Raw genomic sequence first — 20,628 nt, 5'->3', positions numbered from 1 at the left:
AGAACACTGTTTATGCCTCCTTTTGCAGTGCCAGATCAGCCAGTCGACATGCACTCGTACCGGTACTTGTCATCAGTCCGAACAGCCGGTTCAGCACAACGCAAAGGGCCTCGACCCAATCCCTGCTGTAGCGTTCGGCGCTATAGGTGATCACCAGCCGCAATCTGCGCTCCCCTTCCAGCACATCCTCCATGATTTCGAACTGCAACCCGAACATGGACTCCGTTTTGTCAGGATCAATCTGTCGGTAGCGGATCCCCTCACCGGCAGGGGTTGGCAAGCGCCCGTTCAAGGCATTATTGGCGTGAATCTGAACATAGACATCGAAAAGGAGACCCTCTGCCGCCGTCATGCCAAGCCCTTGCTGGATCTGCTCCAGCGGGATGTCTGCGTAGGACATGGAGTCATTGATGGTATGTGTAACCGTCCTCAACAGACTGCCGAAAGACTCCTGCTCATCGAACTCGACCCTGTGCGCCACCATGGTGGTGAAGTAACCCACTGTATCAAAGAATGCCGGATCGGTACGTCCGGATGCCGAGGTCCCTATGACGATCTCGTTCAGGCCATCCAGCTTGTGCAGGGATACTGCAATCGCCGTGTACACCAGATTGAAGAGCGAAGAGTCATGGCCTCTGGCGAAGGCATACAAACTGTCGAGACTCCCCTGCTCGAGCTTGAGCTCCAGCCACTGCGCCGCGATAGAACCCTGGCCATCGGACGGAGCACATAGCCGCTGCTTTCGCCGCTCGTCGGCAGCACCTTGCAACATCCGGGTCCAGTACGCCAGGTGCCGGGGATTGATGCCCTGCTCTGCCTGCTGCCGTGCAAATCCGTGAAAATCGAGCGCTGGCGTGGCCCATACCGGCGCCTGATCTGCCGCACGGGCAAGATAGGCGCTGGCAAGCTCCTCCATCATGAGATTGATGGACCACTCATCCACCACCATGTGATGAACCAGGAATGAGAGGTGCTGACGGCCAGTCGCCACATCCCGAATGAAACGGATACGGATCGGCAACTCACAGGAGAGATCGAATTGATAGGTCGCCTCACTGGCCAGGGAGACACCTCCGCTTTCAGCGCTGTGCCAGAACCACCGATATTGGCCCAGATGTTCAACGGGAATAATACGCTGGAATACCTGACCGTCTTGCACATGGAAAGTCGTTCGCAAACTGGGGTGGCGTTTTATCAGGTCTGTAAATGCCTGCAAAAAAACCGTTTCATCAACTTCATCAATAAAATCCAGCGCAAAGGGCAGATTGAAGATGGTGCCAAAATCATGGGCAGCATAGGCTCGCCACAATGACGCTTGTGCCAGCGCGAGTGGTGCCTGCTGGCTGGTATTTTCAACAACAAGTGAAGGTATTTGCTGAGGCGGGCTATTCAATACTACTTTTTTAGCGAGGGCAGCCGCAGAAGGCGACTCAAAAAAATCATTGAAACGGCACTCAATACCATGACGATTCTGCAACTTGCCAATAATGCGCGTAGCCAGCAATGAGTGGCCGCCAAAATCAAAGAAGTCATCATTAAGCGTCATTTCAGGGCTGGATAAAGCAATACGAAACTCATCAAGTAAAATAAGCGCCAGCTTGTCCCTTTCCGTGTGTTCCGTCTGGTTATTGGTAATTTCAGGTGCTAACACGCCTGAGTTTATCGATAGCTTTGTCATTTCCAGAGAAGGCAGATGCGGAGCAAGGGCGCCGTACTCATCACGCAACCTGGCCACCAGCTCGCCCAGACAACACACCTCCCCCAGTATGGGATGAGACATCAATGCGAACATAACACCCTGTTCTACATGGATAATGAATGCCTTGAACGGCGGCTGGCTGGCAGAATCCCAGGGCGACGTATGAAGGGAGCCAAGGGTGGTATCGAGGTCCCCCGAAGACAACCGGATAAATTCCAGACAGGGATACCAGCCATCAACCCTGTATTTATAAAGGTCCCCTTCATCACTGAAGAGATAGCGGGAATTCAAATCCGGCAAGGCCGTTATTAATGACTGAATTGTCAGAGTGAGCAATGAAATATCGACATTGTCATCCAGCCGCCAGACTTCCAGGTGCTTGATGACTTGCTCCGGATGCTGTTGTTGCAACAACCAGATATTTTCTTCATGAGTGCTCACAGGTATTTCGGGCAATACCTCGGAGTAACATAGTGGCAAGAGTGGCCTCCTTGCTGAATTGTGAATAATGACCATTGGGTTATGCCGGTTTTTCTGTCAAAAACCACTGAGATAGCTCCCCTGCTGTCAGAGTCAGTGAAGAGCATTGCTTGATATCTACGAACAGGATATCTTGTAAATGATTATCATATAGATTTTCATTATCAAAAAGAAAAACACTGTATTCGGGAGAAAAGAGCCGTGGAGAGGGATGCTTGCTCCTTGCAGGAACAGTGGCAGACGTTATATCGGGACAATCATGGATGGCTCTGTCGCCTGCTCCGTCGCAAGCTGGGAAATTCGTACGATGCAGCGGATTTGGCTCACGATATTTACCTCCACCTCATCAATAAGGGCCATATTCCCGCGGCCAGCGAATCGCGCCGTTATTTGATGCAAATAGCCAAAGGCAAACTGATCGATCTCTATCGCCGGCGCAGTCTGGAAGCCCGCTATCTCGAACGCCAAACCCAGCAACCTGCACTCAGGGAACCTTCCGAAGAGACCCGTGCACTGATGCGCGAAGCCCTGGGCGCGGTTGATATGGCGTTGCAGCGCAAGCCACCCAAGATCCGCCAGGCACTGCTGCTGTCGAGGCTCAATGGTATGGGCTACCAGGACATAGCAACCGAACTGCAGGTCTCGGTCTCTTCCGTTGAGAAGTACATAGCCCTTGGCCTGCAGACCTGTCACCAGTGCGAACCAGACGCGGGACGCTGAACTTTCTTCTGTCGTAAAAAGATTCATTTGAGGTTTTCATCCGCCCGTTCGGAAAACCACAAGAGACGTGTCAGCCCAATGCAAACGAGACGGTGGGACATGGCCGCCATCACCCCACAGTGGAGAAGTATTCATGAAGGTAGACGACGAGTTCATCCTTGATTCCAAAGCCGCGGGTCCGATTGCCCGAGTCCTTTCACCCATTCGTGGCCGGCTGCTGGCTGCCGCCCTGCTCGCCGCCGTTGGTTCCATGCTGACACTGGTTCCCCTGGCGGGTATCACCCGGATTGCACAGCTGGTACTCGGCCAGGAGGGTGCTGGGTGGGAGCTTGAAGAACTCTGGCTGATTGTCGGTGTCAGCCTGGCGAGTCTGTTTCTGGGCATGACGCTCATTTCCGCGGGCGATCTGGTCGCTCACCTCGCCGACAACCGCATCACTGGCTATCTGCGTCAGGCGCTGACCCGCCGCCTGGCCAGGGTGCCGCTGGGCTGGTTCACGGCCCGGGCATCGGGTGAAGTGAAACAGGCGATGCAAGATGACATAGGCACACTGCACAGCCTGACGGCCCATTTCTTCACGACCATGGGACGCAGTGCCGGGGCCGTTGCCATCTCGATTGCCTACCTGTTCTTCATGGACTGGCGCATGGCTATCATCTCGCTGCTGCCCTTTCCCCTCTTCTTCCTGTTCTCCGCCAGGGCGCACAGCGCCAGCGCCGCCAACATGCAGCAGTTCGGTGCCGGCATGGCGCGGATCAACAACGCCGTGGTCGAGTTTGTCAGCGGCATTCCGGTAGTGAAGGCATTCGGTGTTCAGGGCAAGCTCCACAGCAGCTACCGCGAAGCCATCGATGCCTTTGCCGATGCCTTCAAGGCGTTTACCCGCCCCCTGGTCAGCGCCATGGCCAATGCCAACGCCATCATGGCGCCAGCCTCCGTGCTCGGTGTCGTGCTGGCCGGGGGCGTCGTGCTGGTCAGTGCCGGCTGGATAGCGCCAGCCGATGTGCTGCCATTCATGCTGGTGGCCCCTGGGCTTTGCGCCCCCCTGCTGCTATTGAGCTACCTCACCCATGACCTGAACAATGCGACCGGCGCTGCCCAGCGGGTGCATGCCTTGCTGCAGACTCCCGTGCTGGACACCACTACTGCAGCCGACTCCCGGCAGCCGGCAAACGGGGAGATCCGGGTCGAGCAACTGAGCTACGGCTATGACGATCAGGTACAGGTGCTGACCGACATCAACTTCACTCTGCAGCCTGGTACCGTCACTGCCATTGTCGGTGCATCCGGTTCGGGAAAATCCACGCTGGCACGCCTGCTGCTTCGCTTCTTCGATCCGGATGCTGGGAGGATCACCCTTGGCGGGGTCGATCTCAGACAAATGGACAGCGCCCGGCTCTATCGACACATCGGCTTTGTCTTGCAGGATGTGCGCCTCATTCACGCCAGTCTGCACGACAACATAGCGCTGGGTCGTCCGAACGCCACCCGGGCAGAGGTTGAAGCCGTCGCACGGCTCGCCAATATCCACGATCGCATTCTGGCGCTGCCGCATGGATACGACTCAGTGGTCGGAGAGGATGCGCAGCTCTCCGGTGGGGAACTGCAACGGGTGAGCATAGCCCGTGCCCTGCTGCTCGACCCGCCTGTGCTGGTGCTTGACGAAGCCACGGCGGCGGCCGATGCCGACAACGAGGTAAAGCTGCAACAGGCACTCTCGGCCTTTGCCCATGGCCGTACCCTGGTCGTCATCGCACACAGACTCGACACCGTCATGAACGCCGATCAAATCCTGGTGATCGACAACGGTACCCTCTGCGAACAGGGCAGGCACGACGAACTGCTGGCACTCAATGGCCGTTATGCCCGCTTGTGGGCCCAGGGCCGCTATGACAAGGCCATTCCCGCAGAGAAAAGACAATCCCCCGAGCATGAAGAGGCGGTCCCCCAATGCTGAAGACCTTTGTTCGTCTGCTGGACGATGACACTGCAATATTGCGTCGCTATGGTTGGCTGGCAGTGATCTACAGCCTCTGTTGCGGCCTCACCATAGTCACCCTGATCCCTGTGCTCAGGCACTTGTTGCTGGGAGAGGTGAACGGCGCAGCCAGCTGGCTGTTCGTCCAACTGCTGGGGGTGGTGCTCTGCTGGTACCTCAGGCGCAAGGTGGAAAAGGCGGGGATAGCGGTCGGTATTGCCGTCCTCCAGACGGGTCGCCATCAGCTGGGCGAGCATGTCGGCAGCCTGCCCATCGGCTGGTTTACCCCTGCCAACACCGCCCGGCTCAATCACGCGGCATCACAGGGGATGATGGAAATAGCCCAGCTCCCGGCCCATGTTTTTACCCCTCTGCTGACCGGCTCCATCATACCTTTGGTAGTGCTGGCGGCTCTGTTTGCCATCAACCTGACCCTGGGACTGGTGGCGCTGGTCGCCCTGCCGCTCATGGTGGGGGTGTTCTGGTTCACTGGCCGCCTCAATCAAGCGGCTGACCTCAAGTTCCACCACAAGGCCGCCTCCACCAGCCAGCGCATGGTCGAATTTGCACAGGCACAATCCGTGCTGCGAGCCTTCAATGGCGAGCGCGGCGGTACCCGCTTCCTCGAGCAGGCCATCTCGCAGCAACAGCAATCCGCCAAAAAGCTTATCCAGCTCACCGCACTCTCATCCGGACTCAATCTCTGGGCGGTGCAAGCCGGCTTTGCCGCCCTGCTGATCGCCGCGACCCTGTGGTTGCAGGGAAATGCAGGCGCTGGCGTGGACAAAGAGGGTCTGATTGCCGCCCTGGTGGCTCTGGTGCTGATAAACCGTTTCATCGATCCCTTGCTCGATGTGGCCAGTTACAGCGATATCCTGCGCAGCGTCCGTGGACAACTGGATGCCTTGCGAGACATCTTTGCGCAAACTCCCCAGTCGGCCCCGCACTCACCACGCATCCCGACCGATGCCTCGGTCGAGCTGTGCAACGTCAGTTTCCGGTATGCCGCAAATCAATCCTCCGTGCTCAGTGACGTCAGCCTGAGAGTCGAACCAGGCAGCATGACGGCGCTGGTCGGGGCATCCGGCTCGGGGAAAACCACCTTGCTGAGGCTGATCGCACGCTTTTTCGATGTCAGCCAGGGAGAGGTCAAGGTGGGTGGCGTGGATGTCAGGGAGATAACCGGCGACGTACTGGCCAACCAGATCAGCCAGATTTTCCAGGATGCCTACCTGTTCCAGGGCTCGATTGCCGACAACATCCGCATCGGCAAACCGAACGCCAGCGATGAAGAGGTGTTGATCGCGGCAATGCAAGCCGGGGTGAGCGAGATCCTGGAGCGCCTTCCCCAGGGTCTGGCAACCCAGGTGGGTGAAGGGGGTGCCCGCCTCTCTGGCGGTGAGCGGCAACGTATCTCCATCGCCCGGGCCCTGATCAAGGATGCCCCCATACTGCTGGTCGACGAGGCCACGGCAGCCCTGGATGCGGAAAACCAGGCCGCCATCGCCGAGGCGCTGGCGCGTCTGCGAGGGAAACGAACCCTGATTGTCATCGCCCACCAGCTGTCGACGGTCGAGATGGCAGACCAGATACTGGTACTGGAAGAGGGCAAGGTGCGCGAACAGGGCACCCATACCGAACTCAGCCGCCAGTCCGGTCCCTATGCCCATTTCCTGGCACAACGGCAAGCCGCCAAGGGATGGCGCATCACCCGCGCCGTCCGTGACGAGGCCACCTCTTGAGACCAGCGGTACTGCCCACACTCTTGATCCTGCTCAGTGGCCTCTCCCTGCTGGTCGGGGTCAAACAGATATCCCTGGCGGCGCTCTGGTCCTTCTCGGGCGACAGCTGGCTGACCCTCACCGCCAGCCGGTTGCCCCGACTGGCGGCACTCCTGCTCACCGGGGCCGGCTTGTCGGTGTCCGGGGTCATATTGCAGCAGATAGTGCAAAACAAGTTTGTGGAACCGGCCACCTCAGGTGGGCTGGATGCCGCCAAACTCGGCATCCTGATTGCGCTGACCCAGCTCCCCTCAACCGGCACCACGGGGCGGATGCTGGTGGCGCTGGCATTCTGCTTTCTGTCCAGCCTGCTGTTCATCGCCATCATACGGCGCATTCAGTTCAAGAATACTGTGCTGATCCCCGTGATTGGCCTCATGTATGGCAGCGTGCTCAGCGCCATCGCCGAGTTCTATGCCTATCGGCACAACATATTGCAAAGCATACAGGGCTGGCTGCTGGGGGATTTCTCCAAGGTGGTCGAAGGCAATTACGAGATCATCTACCTGATCCTGCCCATTACCGTGCTCACCTACCTCTATGCCCATCGCTTCACAGTGCTGGGCATGGGGGAAGAGGCGGCCACCAGCCTGGGACTGCGCTATTCGGCAACGGCGGCATTGGGATTGGTGCTGGTGGCAGTCACGGTAGCCGCCACCGTTATCACAGTGGGGGCCATCCCCTTCGTCGGTCTGGTCATTCCCAACCTGGTGGCCATGCATTACGGTGAGCACCTGAAGAAAACCCTGCCCATCGTCGCCATGAGCGGTGCCCTGCTGCTGCTGGCGTGCGACATTCTCGGCCGCCTGCTGATCTACCCCTTCGAAGTGCCGATAGGCTTGACCGCCGGCAGCGTGGGGGGAGTGCTGTTCCTGTCGATGATCCTGTGGAGACGCGCATGAAGCACCTGTTGATCCCTTATGGCATCTGGGCGCTGGTGATAGTGCTGGCCTTGCTGTTTCTGCTGGTGGGGTCGGATCTGGACTTCGACTATGTGATCCCCCAAAGGTTGATGCGTCTTGCCGCCATCGGGCTGGCGGGCATCTGTATCGCACTATCGGCTGTGACGTTTCAGACACTGGCGGGCAACCGGCTCCTGACTCCCGCCATCATGGGCTACGAGGCTGTCTATTTGCTGCTGCAAGCCTTACTGGTACTGACGCTGGGCAGCCAGAGCCTGATCCTGCTGGACCGGCAGGAAAACGTGCTGCTGTCACTGCTGTTCATGCTGGGCTACTCCTGGATAGTCCATCGCTGGCTGTTCAGGGAGGGGCAGACCAATCTCTATCAACTGCTGCTGGCGGGCCTGGTGCTGACCATGGTGCTCGGCACCTTTACCCAGTTCATCCAGCTCAAGACCAGCCCGGGTGAGTTCTCGATCCTGCAAGGCTTCAGCTACGCCACCTTCAATCGGGTACAGCCCGGACAACTGCTGTTCGGCGCCGCCTTGATCACCCTGGTCGGCATCATGACCCGCCGACGGCTGGCGGTGCTGGATGTGCTCTCCCTGGGTCGTGACCAGGCAATCTCGCTGGGAGTGGATTACCGGCACACAGTTCGGCTGCAACTGGCCCTGATCGCCGTGCTGGTGGCCGTCTCCACCAGCCTGGTGGGCCCAACGGCCTTCATGGGGGTATTCGTGGCCAATATCACCTATGCGCTGGCACGCACCTTTCGCCACAGGGTCACCCTGCCGCTGGGCTGCGCCATTGCCATCGCCATTTTTATCGTCGCCCAGTTTCTGGTGGAGCAGCTGTTCAACTACCGCACCACGGTCAGCATCCTCATCAACCTGGTATGCGGCACCTACTTTCTCGCCCTCATGGTCAAAACGAAAGGCACCCCATGATCACCCTGGAGCATGTTCACAAGACTTACGGTGACAAGCCAGTGCTGCGCGATGTCACCCTGACCTTTCCCGCCGGCCAGGTCACCTCGCTGATCGGCCCCAATGGCGCAGGCAAGAGCACGCTGCTGATGTCGATTGCCCGGCTGCTCACCGTCAGCCGGGGCAGAATTCTGATGGACGGGATCAATATCGAGCAGATCCCCACCCGCGACTATGCCAGACGGGTCGCGACCCTGCGCCAGTCACCGGACGTCGGGCTGCGCCTGACCGTTGACGAGCTGGTCTCTTTCGGGCGCTTCCCCTACAGCCAGGGTGCTCTCACCCGCCAGGACCGGCTGGCAATCGATGACGCCATTGATTTTCTGGCCCTTGCGCCGCTGCGCAAGGCCTATCTGGATGAGCTCAGCGGCGGCCAGCGACAGATGGCGTTTCTGGCCATGACCATTGCCCAGCAGACCGACTGCCTGTTGCTGGATGAACCCCTCAACAATCTGGACATGAAGCATGCGGTCAACATCATGCAGGCCATACGGCGCCTCTGTGATGAACAGGGCCGCACCGTCATTCTGGTGGTACACGACATCAACTTTGCCGCCAACTATTCCGACCACATAGTCGCGATGAAAGCAGGCGCCATCGCCCACAGCGGCCCGGTCGGCCAGGTGGTCACCCGTGCCTGTCTGCAAGACCTCTATGAACTGGACTTCGAGATACTGCCGAGTCAAAACGGCTTCGTCTGCAACTACTTCAACCCATCCCTGTCAGGAGAATCGCTATGAGGATGAACAAGGCACATGCAGTGCACGGAATATTGCTGGTGGCGGCCGCTGGCCTGATGGGGTGTGATGACGCCTCATCAGGATCGGCGGCACAGACACCCTCGGCAAACGATCCCATTGTCACTGTCGAACACCAGCTGGGTACGACCCGGATAACCCACCGCCCAGAGCGGGTGGTGGCCTTCGACATGAGTGAACTCGATACCCTGGATCAGCTGGGCGCCCCCGTGGCGGGCATCGCCAAAGACTATGTTGCTCACTTCCTCAGCAAATACAAAGACGATCCCAACGTCATGGATGTGGGCACCACCATACAACCCAATCTGGAGCGACTGCACAAACTCAAGCCGGATCTCATCCTGATCTCCCCCCTGCAAGCCCAGAGTTATCAGGAGCTGAGCCGGATAGCGCCGACCCTGCACTACGACATCGACATGACCAATCACCAGGGGCATGTACTGGAAACCGCCAAGGCTCACCTGCTCACCCTCGGGAAGATACTGGGTAAAGAGGAGCTGGCGCGTGAAAAGGTTCAGCAGATAGACGACAAGATAGCCCAGGTGCGTGAAGTGACCCGGAACCGACCGGAAAAAGCCTTGATAGTGCTGCACAATAACGGCGCCTTTACCTCCTTCGGCACACACTCACGGTATGGCTTCATCTTCGATACCCTTGGAGTGCAGCCGGCGGGGCCTGACAGGGAAACAGGCACCCATGGGCAGCCCATCTCCAACGAGTTCATCCAGCAGGCGGATCCGGACATCCTCTATGTGATCGACAGGACGGCCGTGATGGAGCGGCGGGCGGCACTCAATGCCCAGAGCCTGGATAACCCCCTGCTGCGCCAGACCAAGGCGTGGAAAAGTGGCAAGGTCATCTTTGTCGACCCGGAAACCTGGTATCTCTGCACGGCCAGCGTGACCTGTCTGACCCGCATTGCCGATGAAGTGATGACAGGCTACCGCAGCTGACAGGATCACGTTGTTTGCCCGGCCGTCGCGGCTAAATCACTGGCCGTTAGGCTGCCGGGCCACAAAGATACAAATGATATTCATTTTTATTTGAGGATTATAAAGTCTCGTTCGGAAAACAGAAGGAGACAATCAATCACCTCCTCGAATAGAAAGGAATCCTGAATGTTAAAGCCCCATCTGTTGCATCCTGCGGCGCTCGCCCATCCCCCTCTGGCACAAACCGTTTCCCGCTTTTCCTTGAACAAGCTGGGCGTGGCCGCACGTCTGGCCATTCTGGCCAGTGTCAGTGGCACACTACTGCTCGGCCTGGCTCCATCGGCGCAGGCCCAATTCCCGGAGCAGTCGGTCACAGCCACAAAAAACATTAGTATCCCGGCTGGCTCTCTGGCCCAGGCGCTCAAGATCTTCTCGTCCGAGACAGGTATCAGCCTGGATCTCGATGATAAAACCCTGCAAGGGATGACCAGCCCCGGGCTGGCAGGCCAATACAGTCCCCCCCAGGGTCTGGCCCTCTTGTTGAGTGGTCACGATCTGGTGGCCGAGCCTGCGGGAGAGGGACGCTACAAGGTTCGCCGGCAAGCCGGGGTCAGTGCCGATGAGGTCATGGTGGTGCAAGGGCGCCAGACCTATGCCGGTGGCCAGGTGGCCTCTGACAGTCGGGTCGGACTGCTTGGCAACAAGCACTTCATGGATACCCCGTTCAACACCGTCAGCTACACAGAGGAGTACATAGAGAACGAGCAGGCCCAGGATATCGGCTCCCTCGCCGGTGCCACCAATGCATCCATCTATGTGCCGAGCAAACGCAGCGTCTTCGAGACCTTCTACATGCGTGGCTTCAGCACCACGGCCAGTGACATGACCTTCAACGGTTTGATCGGCATGGCGCCCAACATGCGCAGTTCGACCGAGATGGCCGAGCGGGTCGACGTGCTCAAGGGCCCGTCCGTGTTGCTCAACGGCATGCCGCCAGACGGCAGCGTGGGGGGCAGCATCAACATAGTGCCCAAACGCGCCGGCAAGGATCCTCTGGCCAAGGTGACCGCCACCTATGAATCAGACGGGCTCGGCGGCGTGCATCTGGATCTCGGTCGCCGTTTCGGGGAAGAAAAACAGTGGGGGGTGCGCTTCAATGGCGTCTACCGCGATGGTGACACCCCGGTCAATGACCAGCAGCACAAGATGGAGCTGACTTCCATTGGCCTCGACTGGCGCAACGAGCGGGCCCGTGCCTCCCTCGATCTCTATCGGCAACATGAAGAGGTGGATGGGGTCAACTACTTCAGCATCTTCTCCATCGCCAGCACTGTCACCCAGCAGCCCACAGCCAAAAAGGGCGACTATTCACTGGCTCCACCCTGGGCCTACACCATCAATGACACCAGGGCAGCCGTATTGCGGGGGGAGTACGACCTGACCGACTCGCTGACGGCCTTTGCCGCATGGGGCCAGCGAGAGGGGGGATACAGAGCCCTGATCACCCGCAATACCCTGCTCAACAATGCGGGGGACATCAACGCCATGGCCATTCGCTCCGAACGGGACGGCACCCAACGATCGGGCGAAGCCGGTCTGCGCGGCAACCTCGGCACGGGCCCTGTCGATCACGCCTGGTCACTGGCCGCCACGCACTACACCTCGGAGCTCAGCTTCAAGGATCGCATGTATCCCAACCACACAATCACCAACTATGACCACCTCGATTTTGGCTCGGCCCCCGATCAGAGCGGTTTTGGCGCAGTGACGTCCAGCAGCGACGCCAAGCTGGAAAGTGTCGCCTTGGTGGACACCCTCTCCTTCCTGGACGGGGACCTGCAGTGGACAGTCGGCGCCAGACACCAGATGGTGGAGAGCACCAACTATGGTGCCAGCGGCGCGCAGACCTCCCACTATGACGAGAGCCGGCTCTCGCCAGCCACCGCCATCCTGGTCAAGGTACGGGATGACCTCTCCCTCTACACCAACTACATAGAGGGATTGGGCCAGGGGGGCACGGCGCCCACCACTGCCAGCAATGCGGGTGAAATCATGAAGCCCTACCAGACCAAGCAGTATGAGGTCGGCGCCAAGCTGGATCTGGGTCAGTTCGCCCATACACTGAGTCTGTTCCAGATAGCCAAACCGAGTGCCTACACGGATCCGGTCAGCAATGTCTATGGGGTCTACGGTGAACAGCGCAACCGGGGGATTGAATGGGATCTGTTTGGCGAGCTGACTCCGGAACTGCGCCTGCTGGGGGGAGCCTCCTATACCCAGGCCGAACTGACCAAGGCCCTCAACAAGGCCAATGAAGGCAACCAGGCGACCGGGGTGCCCAAAGTGATGGCCAAGCTGGGGCTGGAATACGACCTCGCCGCCCTGCCCGGGCTCACGTTGACCGGCAATACCCAGTTTGTCGGCAAGCGCTATGTCACCGATGACAACCGCATGTCGCTCTCCCCCTACACCACCTTCGACCTGGGGGCCCGCTACACCACCAAGATTGCCACCAAGGAGGTGACCGTGCGAGCCTCGGTGCAAAACCTCACCAATCATGCCTACTGGCTCGGTTCCTGGAGCGGTGGCGACGGCAGCGGGCTGTCCGGCGGACTGGGTTCTCCACGTACCTTCCTTTTGTCCACCTCACTGGCATTCTGAGTTGGTTGCCTGCCTCGGCACATGAGTCGGCGACAGCCTTGAAACAAAGAGCCCGGGATTATCCCGGGCTCTTTGTTTGTGCATTTGTCATCCACACACCTAGAGGCGGCGCAGGCACCACATGAAGTAAGCGCCCCCTAACAGGGTGGAGACCAGCCCGACCGGCACCTCTTGCGGGAACAGGATCTGCTGGCCGACCCAGTCCGCCGACACCATCAGCAGGGCCCCGGAAGCGGCAGCACCGAGCAGGTGCCAGCGCGCCCGTACCAGCCCCATCAGCTTGGCCATGTGCGGGGCCAGCAGACCAACGAAGGAGAGCGGCCCCACCACCAGGGTGGCGCTGGCGGTGAGCACGGCCACCAGCAGCAGTATCGCGAGCTGGGCACGGTTGAGGCGAATCCCCAATGCGGTCGCCAGTGCCGGTCCCATGGGCAACAGATCGAGCCAGCGGCTGATGAGCAGGCAGGCTGCCAGCATCAATACCGCCAGAGCCACCAGTCCATAAGCCACCGGCAGGGTGACGTAATAGGTGGAGCCGGACATCCAGGAGAGCAGTTGCTGCACTCGCATGTCGCCGTTGGCCAGCGCTATGGCCTGCAATGGTTCGAACAGCGCCGTGATGGCGATGCCGGACAGCAGGATCCGCTCAGGCTGGAAGCCATGCTTGCGGTTGACCAGCACCAGCAGCAAGAGACAACCGAAGGCCCCGATCAAGCCCCCAAGCAGCATCATGGGCAATGGCAAGGCAGGCAGCAGCAGTGCCGTCGCTATCACTCCCATGAAGGTGCCACCACTCACCCCCAGCAGTTCCGGACTCGCCATGGGATTGTTGCTGACCCGCTGCAGCAGGGTGCCCGCCAGCGCCAGCAAGACCCCGGCAGCCCCCGCCGCCAGAGTGCGTGGCAGGCGCCACTCCAGCTGGGCCTGCCACCTGAGCCAGCTCGGCCAGCTCCAGCCGTGCATTCCCTGACCGAACAGCAGAGAGCCTATGATGGCGAGCCCCAAGCCGAACAGCAGCAAGGTGATCAGTCGAGTCGGGGCCGGATGTCGTGCTACCAGCAAACCGGCACTCGCTTTGGGTGTGCCCGACTTAAAGGAAAGTCGCGGGATCAGCCAGAACAAGAGCGGTGCCCCCAACAGTGCCGTCATGGCACCGGTCGGGATCAGCATGGGCCAGAATCGGCTGACGGATTGCAGCAACAGATCGGTGGCTGCCAGCAGCAGAGCCCCCAGAACAGGCCCCCACAGCAGCCGCTGACCGAGCTGGCGGATCCCCAGCAACCGCACCATGGCCGGTGCGGCCAACCCGATAAAACCGATCAGCCCCACCACACTCACCACACAGGCGGTGACAAATACCGCCAAGCCAAGCCCCGCCAGTCGCAAGTGCTGAAGGGAGACCCCCAGGCTGCGGGCGCTGGCATCATCCAGTTCCAGTACTCTGAGGGGGCGCACCAACACCCCAGCCACCAATGCAACAACCAGCAGTCGAGGCAGCAGATAGTGCACCCCACTCCAGCTGTTCTGGGCCAGAGAGCCGCTGCCCCACACCATCAATCCTTTCAACTCCTCCTGAAAGAACAACAGCAACCCCATGCTGATGGCTGCCAGGTAGAGGTTGATCACCAGCCCCGCGAAGACGATGACGACGGGATTGAGCTGACGGCGCCAGGCCAGGGCAAACACCAGCGCCATGGCGAGGCTGCCACCGGCCATGGCGATCCACTCCCGCCCCAGCAGCAACCAGGAAGGAGCAAACAGGGTCACCATCATCAATGCCAGCTGGGCGCCGGAAGCCACCCCCAGTGTGGTCGGTGACGCAAGAGGATTGCGCAGCACCTGCTGCATCAGGGTACCGGCAAGACCAAGGGCACCACCGGCCAGTAGGGTCACCGTCAAGCGGGGCAACCAGCTGAAATGGACCACAGCTTGACGGGCATCATCCAGATTGGGCGAAAAGAGGGTCTGCCACCAGAGCGCGCCGGGCAACTGGCGGGCCAGCTCCCAACAGGCCAGAAAAAGGGTCAACCCCAGCAAGGCAAGACCCGGTCGCAACAGCGGCGATTCAAAAATGCGTTTCATTGGATCTTTTCCCTGGTTTGGGCGTCACTGAGCAAGGCCTGACTCAGCTCACTGGCAAAACGGCGTGCAGCAAACACTCCCCCGAAGCCCCATACAGCAGGCAGATGCAAGACAGGGGCACGCTGTACCAGTGGCAGATGCTGCCATAAGCCGGGCTCCTGCAGCCGCTCGCTCACCCCGACAGGAATGGGATCCACCACTACCAGCCGCGCCTCGGGCAACGCCAGAAATTGCTCAATGCTGACCACTGACAGACCCCAGTCATCTGTCTCCTCCTGCCAGGCATTGCGCAATCCAAGCCTTGTCATGACTGCTTCGTACAGGCTGTGACGGCCGAACACCCGCACATGGCGCTCATCGATGAACTGCACCACCAGCAGGGGCGGCAGCTCCGCCGGCAGAGTCTGTTTCATCTGCTCGAGATCCCGATTCAAATCTGTCAGCAGCACGTTCGCCTCGGCCGTTTTGTGCACCAGCGCCGCTATGGTCAGGGTCGCCTCATGGAGCCGCTGCCACAGATCAGTTTGTGGATCATAGAGATCGATAGACTGCACAGGCGCAATACGGGAAAGCGCGGGTGCCAACAGCGCGGCCATCGGTGAGATAAGAATGCGGTCAGGCTTGAGCTCAGTCAGCAATTCCCGGTTGGGTTGAACCCTGAGCCCTATATCCACCACCCCCGCTGGCAGTATCGGCTCGCCAACCCAGGCGCGGTAGGCGCTGACATCCCCCACCGCCAGTGGCGTCACCCCCAGCGCCAGCAGCGTTTCGGCTATGGTCCAGTCCAGGGTGGCAATACGGGGCACAGCAGCACCAGTGGCAGTGGACGCAGGCTCTGCCTGCAAGGCCAGTGGCAGCAGCAAACCAAGGAGACAAACTGAGCGCTTCAGTAAACGATTCAACATGCATAACCCCGACTAGACGATGGCGATGGCATGGGCATGGGCCGGGTGGCGCATGACCTCCATCGGAATGCCATAGATGGCGTGCAGGGTCTCGCTGGTCATGATCCGCTCTGGCTCGCCATGGGTAAGCAGACGACCCGAGTGCAGCGCCACCAGCCGATCGCAGAAGCGGGAGGCCATGTTGATGTCGTGGATGACTATGATGACGCCGAGGTTGAGCTGACGGCTGAGCTGCCTGACCAAAGTCAGCACCTCCACCTGATGAGCCACGTCCAGCGCGGCCAACGGCTCGTCCAGCAGTATGAAGCGGCTCTCCTGGGCCAGCAACATGGCCAGCCAGACCCGCCCCCGCTCACCGCCGGAAAGGGTATCCACCAGCCGATCGGCAAAACCTTCGGTATGGGTGAGAGCAATGGCCCTGTCGACCTGACGCTGATCCTCTGCTCCCATCCGGCCCAGCAGGCCGCGCCAGGGATAGCGCCCCATCTCCACCAGCTCCCGGCCGAGCAGGTTCTCAGCACTCGGCAGATGCTGGGGCAGATAGGCCACCTGACGGGCGAAGTCCCGGTTGCCCCAATCGGTCAGCGGTTTGCCATCGAACAGGATCTCGCCCTCACTCAGCGGTTGCTGGCGCGCCAGCAGCTTGAGCAGGGTGGATTTGCCCGAGCCGTTGTGGCCTATGAGGCCATAGACCTGTCCCTGCTCGAAACGCAGGTCGGTGGGGTGCAGCAGCTCGCGGCCGTTTACCGCGAAGCTGGCGGCTTTCATCTCAAACATAAGCTGTTCCTGTGCTGGCCTGATGCCAGTCTCATCGGTGCCGGCATCAAGCCGGCACCTCGCAATCCAGATGGGCGACGGCATCCTGGCTGACCTGCTCGCGCCGTTCACCGGTCAGCTCGATAAGCTGGCCCTGGCGCATCTCCAGCAGACGATCGGCCAGCGGGAAGTAGTGATCGTCATGGCTGATGGCGATCACCGTCTTGCCCATTGCCTTGAGGCGCGGCAGCAGCAGCTGATAGAAGATGCGGCGGAACTGAGGATCCTGATCCGCAGCCCATTCATCAAACAGCATCACCTCGCGCTGCTCGGCCAGTGCCAGCAGCAGGGCGACCCGCTTGCGCTGCCCCTGGGAGAGGTCGATATCGGCGATAAAGTTGTCCTCTATGGTGAGCTTGCTGCCCATCTGCAACCGATCCAGCCACTCGGCCACCAGCTCGGCCTTGGGCTCCGGCCCCAGCAAATGCTGGAACAGGTGATAGTCGGTGAAGATGGCGGAGAAGAGCGCCAGATAGGCGTTGCGATCCGTGACGGGTTCACCATCCAGCAGGATCCGGCCAGACACAGGCTGATAGAGGCCGGTCAGCAGCATGGCCAGGGTCGACTTGCCGGAGCCGTTGCCGCCAATGATGAAGACTTGCTCCCCCCGCTCGATCACCAGATTGCTGGGGCCCACGGCGAAGCAGCCCTCCCCCTGATAGTGAAAGCTCACCTGCTCCAGCTCGATGCGTTGCCAGGCACGGGGCGCGGGCGGCAGCGGGAAGTCGGGATCCGGCTCGGCCAGCGCCAGTGCGGCAATCTTGTCGAATGCCACCTGGGCGGAGAGCAGGGTCGGCAGGGCGCCTATCCCCTGCAACAAGGGCGTGCGCAGGAACAGCAGGGTCAGCGCGAAGGTGGCGGCCACATTGGTGTTGGCCCAGCCGAGGCCATTGGCCAGGAAGAAGACCAGGCCGATAGCGCCCAGCATCATGATATTCGACCAGTTCACCGCGCTCAGGTGATAGGTGTCGGCGCGGATGATCTGCTGGCGATAGTCACGGGCGTTCTGCTCATAGAGCTGGTGGTAGACGAAGTGGGCCCGCTCGCGGTTGAGCGCCAGCTCCTTGCTGCCGGCTATGATGGCCTGATAGTTCTGGTAAAGGCGATCCTCCGCCTGACGCATATGGGACAGGTGGTGATAGACGCGGTTCACCAGCAGCCAGCCCACCACCATGGTGACAGTGACCCAGAGGGCGGTGACGCCGAGCAGGGCCGGCGAGAGCCAGCCGAGATAGAGGGCCGAGCCCAGGGTGAGCACCAGCCCCTGTACCAGCTCTGGCAGGCGCACGAAGGCGATGGTGATCTGGCCTATGTCGCTGGAGAGGGATGCCAGCAGCGGCCCCTGGCCAAGCTGGCGAATGCGGGCGACATCGGTATCCAGCAGTTGCTTGAGCAGACGGCCCCGCAACCGGTAGACAAAATGATGACCGAGTGTGGTCAGGCCCAATTGAGAGCCGAGTGTGATCACCAGCAGCAACAGGATCAGGCCAAGCAGTTGGCCAAGTACCGGCAGCGGATCACCGACGGATTCGACAAGAGAGTGATTGATAAAGGCAATGACACCTATCCCGCTCACTGCGCTGAGCAGGCTGAGCAGGGTAATGGCAATGAAGGGCCAACGATATTGGCGGTAAACCAGAGACAAGAGTTCCATAACGGACCGGTATTCTAGAGATATGCCAGAAGCAATGTGCAGGGGAAAAGGAGGGTGGGAGCCTGGGCTCCCGCCCTCCTCTGTTACCAGCGGTAGTTGATGCTGCCCACTACGCTGCGCGGCTCGCCGTAGTAGCAGTAGTAGTCACAGCTCGCCACATAGGTATCACCCAGCAGGTTGTTGACGTTGAGCTGGGCTCGCCAGTTCTTGGCAAAGTCATACCCGATCATCGCATCCCACACGGTATGGGCCGGCACCAGGGCCGAGCCATAAATGGGGGTGTAGTCCGCATTCACGGCACCTATGCCGACACTGGAGCCGACATAACGCACGCCGGATCCCAGTTCCAGACCAGAAACCGGCCCCTGCTGCACCTTGTAGTTGCCCCAGAAGGAGGCGATATGGCGCGGGATCAGGCTGGCACGGCGATCGCCCTTGCCGGTGTCGTTGGTCATGGCATCGGTATAGGTGTAAGCGGCGGTGAGACGCAGCGCCTCTGTGGCCTGCACGCTCCCTTCCAGCTCGACCCCCCGGGAGGTCACTTCGCCAGCCTGGGTCTGCTGACCGGAGCCTGTAGAAACGAGCGAATTGGTCTGCTCCAGATCGAACAGCGCCAGGTTGATGTAGCCGTCGAGGAAGCTGGGTGCGTACTTGACGCCTGTCTCATACAGGGTGCCCTTGAGCGGCTTGTAGGACTCGCTGGTGTTGGGGTCGATCCCGGGCAACACCTCGAACGACTCGGCGTAGGCAATATAAGGAGAGAGACCGTTGTCGGCCAAGTACATCAGGCTGCCGGAGAGGGAGAGCTCGTGATCATACTGCTTCTCGTTCTTGCCCTTGACTTCGCTGATGTTGTGAGTCTCCACATAGTCGAAGCGGCCGCCGCCAGTCAGCAACCAGCGATCGTCCCAGCGAACCTGGTGCTGGGCATAGAGGCCGCTCTGGCCCTTGGTGCTCTTCTGGTGGGTCGCGGTGGATTCATCAAAACCGGGGAAGCCGCTGTAATCCGGGTTCATGGTGTTGATGGAGCCCATGCCGTAGTTGTCGGCTTCCTGGCCTTCATTGACATGGCGCTGCAGATCCAGCCCCAGCAGCAGGGTCTGTTCCGTGCTGTCGGTGTTCCAGTAACCCACCATCTGGTTGTCCATGGTGGCACTCTTGGTGTTGCCATCCCGGTAGACCAGACCGCGGAAGGCGGTGGTGCCTTCATAGGTCGGGAAGATATAGGTCTGACGCAGCAGCAGATCGTTGTAGTTGAAGCGGACGTTCTGCTTGAACTCCCAGGTCTGGTTGAGCTGGTGGGCCAGCTCGTAACCGGTGGAGATCTGGGTATTGCGGTTGCGATCGTAATCCGGCTGGCTCAGGTTGGTGGAGGGATCGATCTGTCCACCGCTGGTATTGAGGGTGCCGTAAACCGGGAAGAAGCCGTTGGTCGGCACCCCTTCGTCGTGCAGCAAGCTGGCCAGCAGGGTCAGGCTGGTGCGATCCGAGAGATCAAAGGTCACGCTCGGCGCCAGATAGACGCGATCGTTGTAGGTGCCATCCAGCACGCCATCACGCTCTTTATAGAGGGCAACCATGCGGTAGCGGCTGTTGTCGGTCAGCGCATCGGAGACATCCACCCCGATCTGGCGATGATCCCGGCTGCCCAGCTGCAGATCCAGCAGCCCCTGCGGGGTGGCGGTCGGCCGCTTGCTGATGGCATTGATCACGCCGCCGGGAGGCGCCTCGCCGTAGAGGATCGAGGCCGGCCCTTTCAGCACTTCCACGCTCTCCAGGCCGAACGGCTCGGGTGTCCAGACATAGTAACCGGTGCCGAACAGGCGGTTGCCGTCCAGATAGGAGGCGGCATCAAAGCCGCGTACCTTGAACCAGTCGGTATTGTTGTCGGAGCCATAGAGGCCGGTGAGCACACCGGAGCGGTAGCGCAGGGACTCGTCAAGCTGCTGCACGGCGCGCTGATCCAGATCCTCGCGATTGACCACGGAGACGGCGCGAGGCGTCTCGGCCATGGGCACTTCCACCTTCATGGCAGTGCCTGTCACCACCATGGTTTCGCTGGCCTTGGGCAGTTCTTTCGGCTGTTCAGCCAGCACTGGCAGGCTTGCCAGCAGGCAGGAGAGCGGCAGCAGATGCTGTGCCCCTCTCTTTCGCATCGCTGCGATTGGGGTGTTTTTTTGCACAATCATATAAGTGTCTCAAATATCAATGAGTTGTTTCTGGTTTCTTATTATTGGTGCCCGGTCATGCCGGTCGGCCCGGTTCCTCAGGCGA

The 20,628-nt window shown here is 60.1% G+C and carries 14 protein-coding genes; 8 read left to right on the top strand and 6 right to left on the bottom strand.

The window, feature by feature from the left end:
* Positions 1 to 10: 10 nt before the first annotated feature.
* A complete protein-coding gene (locus tag AACX78_RS21610) occupies positions 11 to 2,140 on the bottom strand; it encodes a condensation domain-containing protein (RefSeq protein ID WP_236556366.1) in 2,130 nt (709 codons plus the stop codon).
* Positions 2,141 to 2,380: 240 nt separating this feature from the next.
* Here AACX78_RS21610 and AACX78_RS21605 point away from each other — a divergent pair, with 240 nt between their 5' ends.
* From AACX78_RS21605 to AACX78_RS21570, 8 genes are all read left to right on the top strand, one after another.
* Positions 2,381 to 2,899, top strand: a complete 519-nt coding sequence (locus AACX78_RS21605) for a sigma-70 family RNA polymerase sigma factor (RefSeq protein ID WP_111588789.1) — start codon at positions 2,381 to 2,383, stop codon at positions 2,897 to 2,899.
* Between the two features lie 133 nt (positions 2,900 to 3,032).
* Positions 3,033 to 4,856 carry an ABC transporter ATP-binding protein gene (locus tag AACX78_RS21600; RefSeq protein ID WP_159167390.1) on the top strand — a complete coding sequence of 608 codons (1,824 nt, stop codon included), beginning with the start codon at positions 3,033 to 3,035 and terminating at the stop codon, positions 4,854 to 4,856.
* Entirely contained in the window at positions 4,850 to 6,619 is a 1,770-nt protein-coding gene (locus AACX78_RS21595; protein WP_159167389.1) for an ABC transporter ATP-binding protein, read from the top strand. Before AACX78_RS21600 ends, AACX78_RS21595 begins: the two co-directional genes overlap by 7 nt.
* Positions 6,616 to 7,560, top strand: coding sequence for an ABC transporter permease (locus tag AACX78_RS21590; protein WP_159167388.1), 945 nt, complete (start codon positions 6,616 to 6,618; stop codon positions 7,558 to 7,560). The genes AACX78_RS21595 and AACX78_RS21590 overlap by 4 nt, the downstream gene beginning before the upstream one ends.
* An 11-nt stretch (positions 7,561 to 7,571) precedes the next feature.
* Positions 7,572 to 8,507 (top strand): iron chelate uptake ABC transporter family permease subunit, encoded by a 936-nt coding sequence (locus AACX78_RS21585; RefSeq protein WP_321167833.1) that lies wholly within the window; start codon positions 7,572 to 7,574, stop codon positions 8,505 to 8,507.
* On the top strand, positions 8,504 to 9,286 hold the full coding sequence (locus AACX78_RS21580) for an iron ABC transporter ATP-binding protein (RefSeq protein WP_159167386.1): 783 nt from the start codon (positions 8,504 to 8,506) through the stop codon (positions 9,284 to 9,286). The genes AACX78_RS21585 and AACX78_RS21580 overlap by 4 nt, the downstream gene beginning before the upstream one ends.
* A gap of 2 nt (positions 9,287 to 9,288) precedes the next feature.
* Entirely contained in the window at positions 9,289 to 10,257 is a 969-nt protein-coding gene (locus AACX78_RS21575; protein ID WP_236556365.1) for a siderophore ABC transporter substrate-binding protein, read from the top strand.
* Between the two features lie 165 nt (positions 10,258 to 10,422).
* A complete protein-coding gene (locus AACX78_RS21570; RefSeq protein ID WP_159167384.1) occupies positions 10,423 to 12,897 on the top strand; it encodes a TonB-dependent receptor in 2,475 nt (824 codons plus the stop codon).
* Between the two features lie 99 nt (positions 12,898 to 12,996).
* Here the strand turns inward: AACX78_RS21570 and fhuB are convergent, their stop codons facing one another.
* The 5 genes from fhuB to AACX78_RS21545 all read right to left on the bottom strand — a co-directional run bounded on the left by fhuB (position 12,997) and on the right by AACX78_RS21545 (position 20,543).
* On the bottom strand, positions 12,997 to 14,979 hold the full coding sequence (gene fhuB, locus AACX78_RS21565; protein WP_159167383.1) for a Fe(3+)-hydroxamate ABC transporter permease FhuB: 1,983 nt from the start codon (positions 14,977 to 14,979) through the stop codon (positions 12,997 to 12,999).
* Positions 14,976 to 15,884 carry an ABC transporter substrate-binding protein gene (locus AACX78_RS21560; RefSeq protein ID WP_159167382.1) on the bottom strand — a complete coding sequence of 303 codons (909 nt, stop codon included), beginning with the start codon at positions 15,882 to 15,884 and terminating at the stop codon, positions 14,976 to 14,978. The genes fhuB and AACX78_RS21560 overlap by 4 nt, the downstream gene beginning before the upstream one ends.
* A 12-nt stretch (positions 15,885 to 15,896) precedes the next feature.
* A complete protein-coding gene (locus tag AACX78_RS21555) occupies positions 15,897 to 16,661 on the bottom strand; it encodes an ATP-binding cassette domain-containing protein (RefSeq protein WP_159167381.1) in 765 nt (254 codons plus the stop codon).
* Positions 16,662 to 16,707: 46 nt separating this feature from the next.
* Positions 16,708 to 18,354, bottom strand: coding sequence for a multidrug ABC transporter permease/ATP-binding protein (locus tag AACX78_RS21550; RefSeq protein ID WP_159167380.1), 1,647 nt, complete (start codon positions 18,352 to 18,354; stop codon positions 16,708 to 16,710).
* An 83-nt stretch (positions 18,355 to 18,437) separates the two neighbouring features.
* Positions 18,438 to 20,543, bottom strand: coding sequence for a TonB-dependent siderophore receptor (locus AACX78_RS21545; protein ID WP_159167379.1), 2,106 nt, complete (start codon positions 20,541 to 20,543; stop codon positions 18,438 to 18,440).
* Positions 20,544 to 20,628: the final 85 nt, after the last annotated feature.

Source organism: Aeromonas sp. 9A (genome assembly GCF_963900955.1).
Lineage (GTDB): Bacteria > Pseudomonadota > Gammaproteobacteria > Enterobacterales > Aeromonadaceae > Aeromonas > Aeromonas salmonicida.
The sequence above is the reverse complement of the archived record's forward strand: the minus strand, read 5'-3'. Positions and strand labels throughout refer to the sequence as shown.

Excerpts from the sequence above, each read along its gene's own strand:
- AACX78_RS21600 (WP_159167390.1), top strand. The coding sequence starts at position 3,033 with ATGAAGGTAGACGACGAGTTCATCCTTGATTCCAAAGCCGCGGGTCCG.
- AACX78_RS21595 (WP_159167389.1), top strand. The coding sequence starts at position 4,850 with ATGCTGAAGACCTTTGTTCGTCTGCTGGACGATGACACTGCAATATTG.
- AACX78_RS21580 (WP_159167386.1), top strand. The coding sequence starts at position 8,504 with ATGATCACCCTGGAGCATGTTCACAAGACTTACGGTGACAAGCCAGTG.
- AACX78_RS21575 (WP_236556365.1), top strand. The coding sequence starts at position 9,289 with ATGAACAAGGCACATGCAGTGCACGGAATATTGCTGGTGGCGGCCGCT.
- AACX78_RS21570 (WP_159167384.1), top strand. The coding sequence starts at position 10,423 with ATGTTAAAGCCCCATCTGTTGCATCCTGCGGCGCTCGCCCATCCCCCT.
- fhuB (WP_159167383.1), bottom strand. The coding sequence starts at position 14,979 with ATGAAACGCATTTTTGAATCGCCGCTGTTGCGACCGGGTCTTGCCTTG.
- AACX78_RS21560 (WP_159167382.1), bottom strand. The coding sequence starts at position 15,884 with ATGTTGAATCGTTTACTGAAGCGCTCAGTTTGTCTCCTTGGTTTGCTG.
- AACX78_RS21555 (WP_159167381.1), bottom strand. The coding sequence starts at position 16,661 with ATGTTTGAGATGAAAGCCGCCAGCTTCGCGGTAAACGGCCGCGAGCTG.
- AACX78_RS21550 (WP_159167380.1), bottom strand. The coding sequence starts at position 18,354 with ATGGAACTCTTGTCTCTGGTTTACCGCCAATATCGTTGGCCCTTCATT.
- AACX78_RS21545 (WP_159167379.1), bottom strand. The coding sequence starts at position 20,543 with ATGATTGTGCAAAAAAACACCCCAATCGCAGCGATGCGAAAGAGAGGG.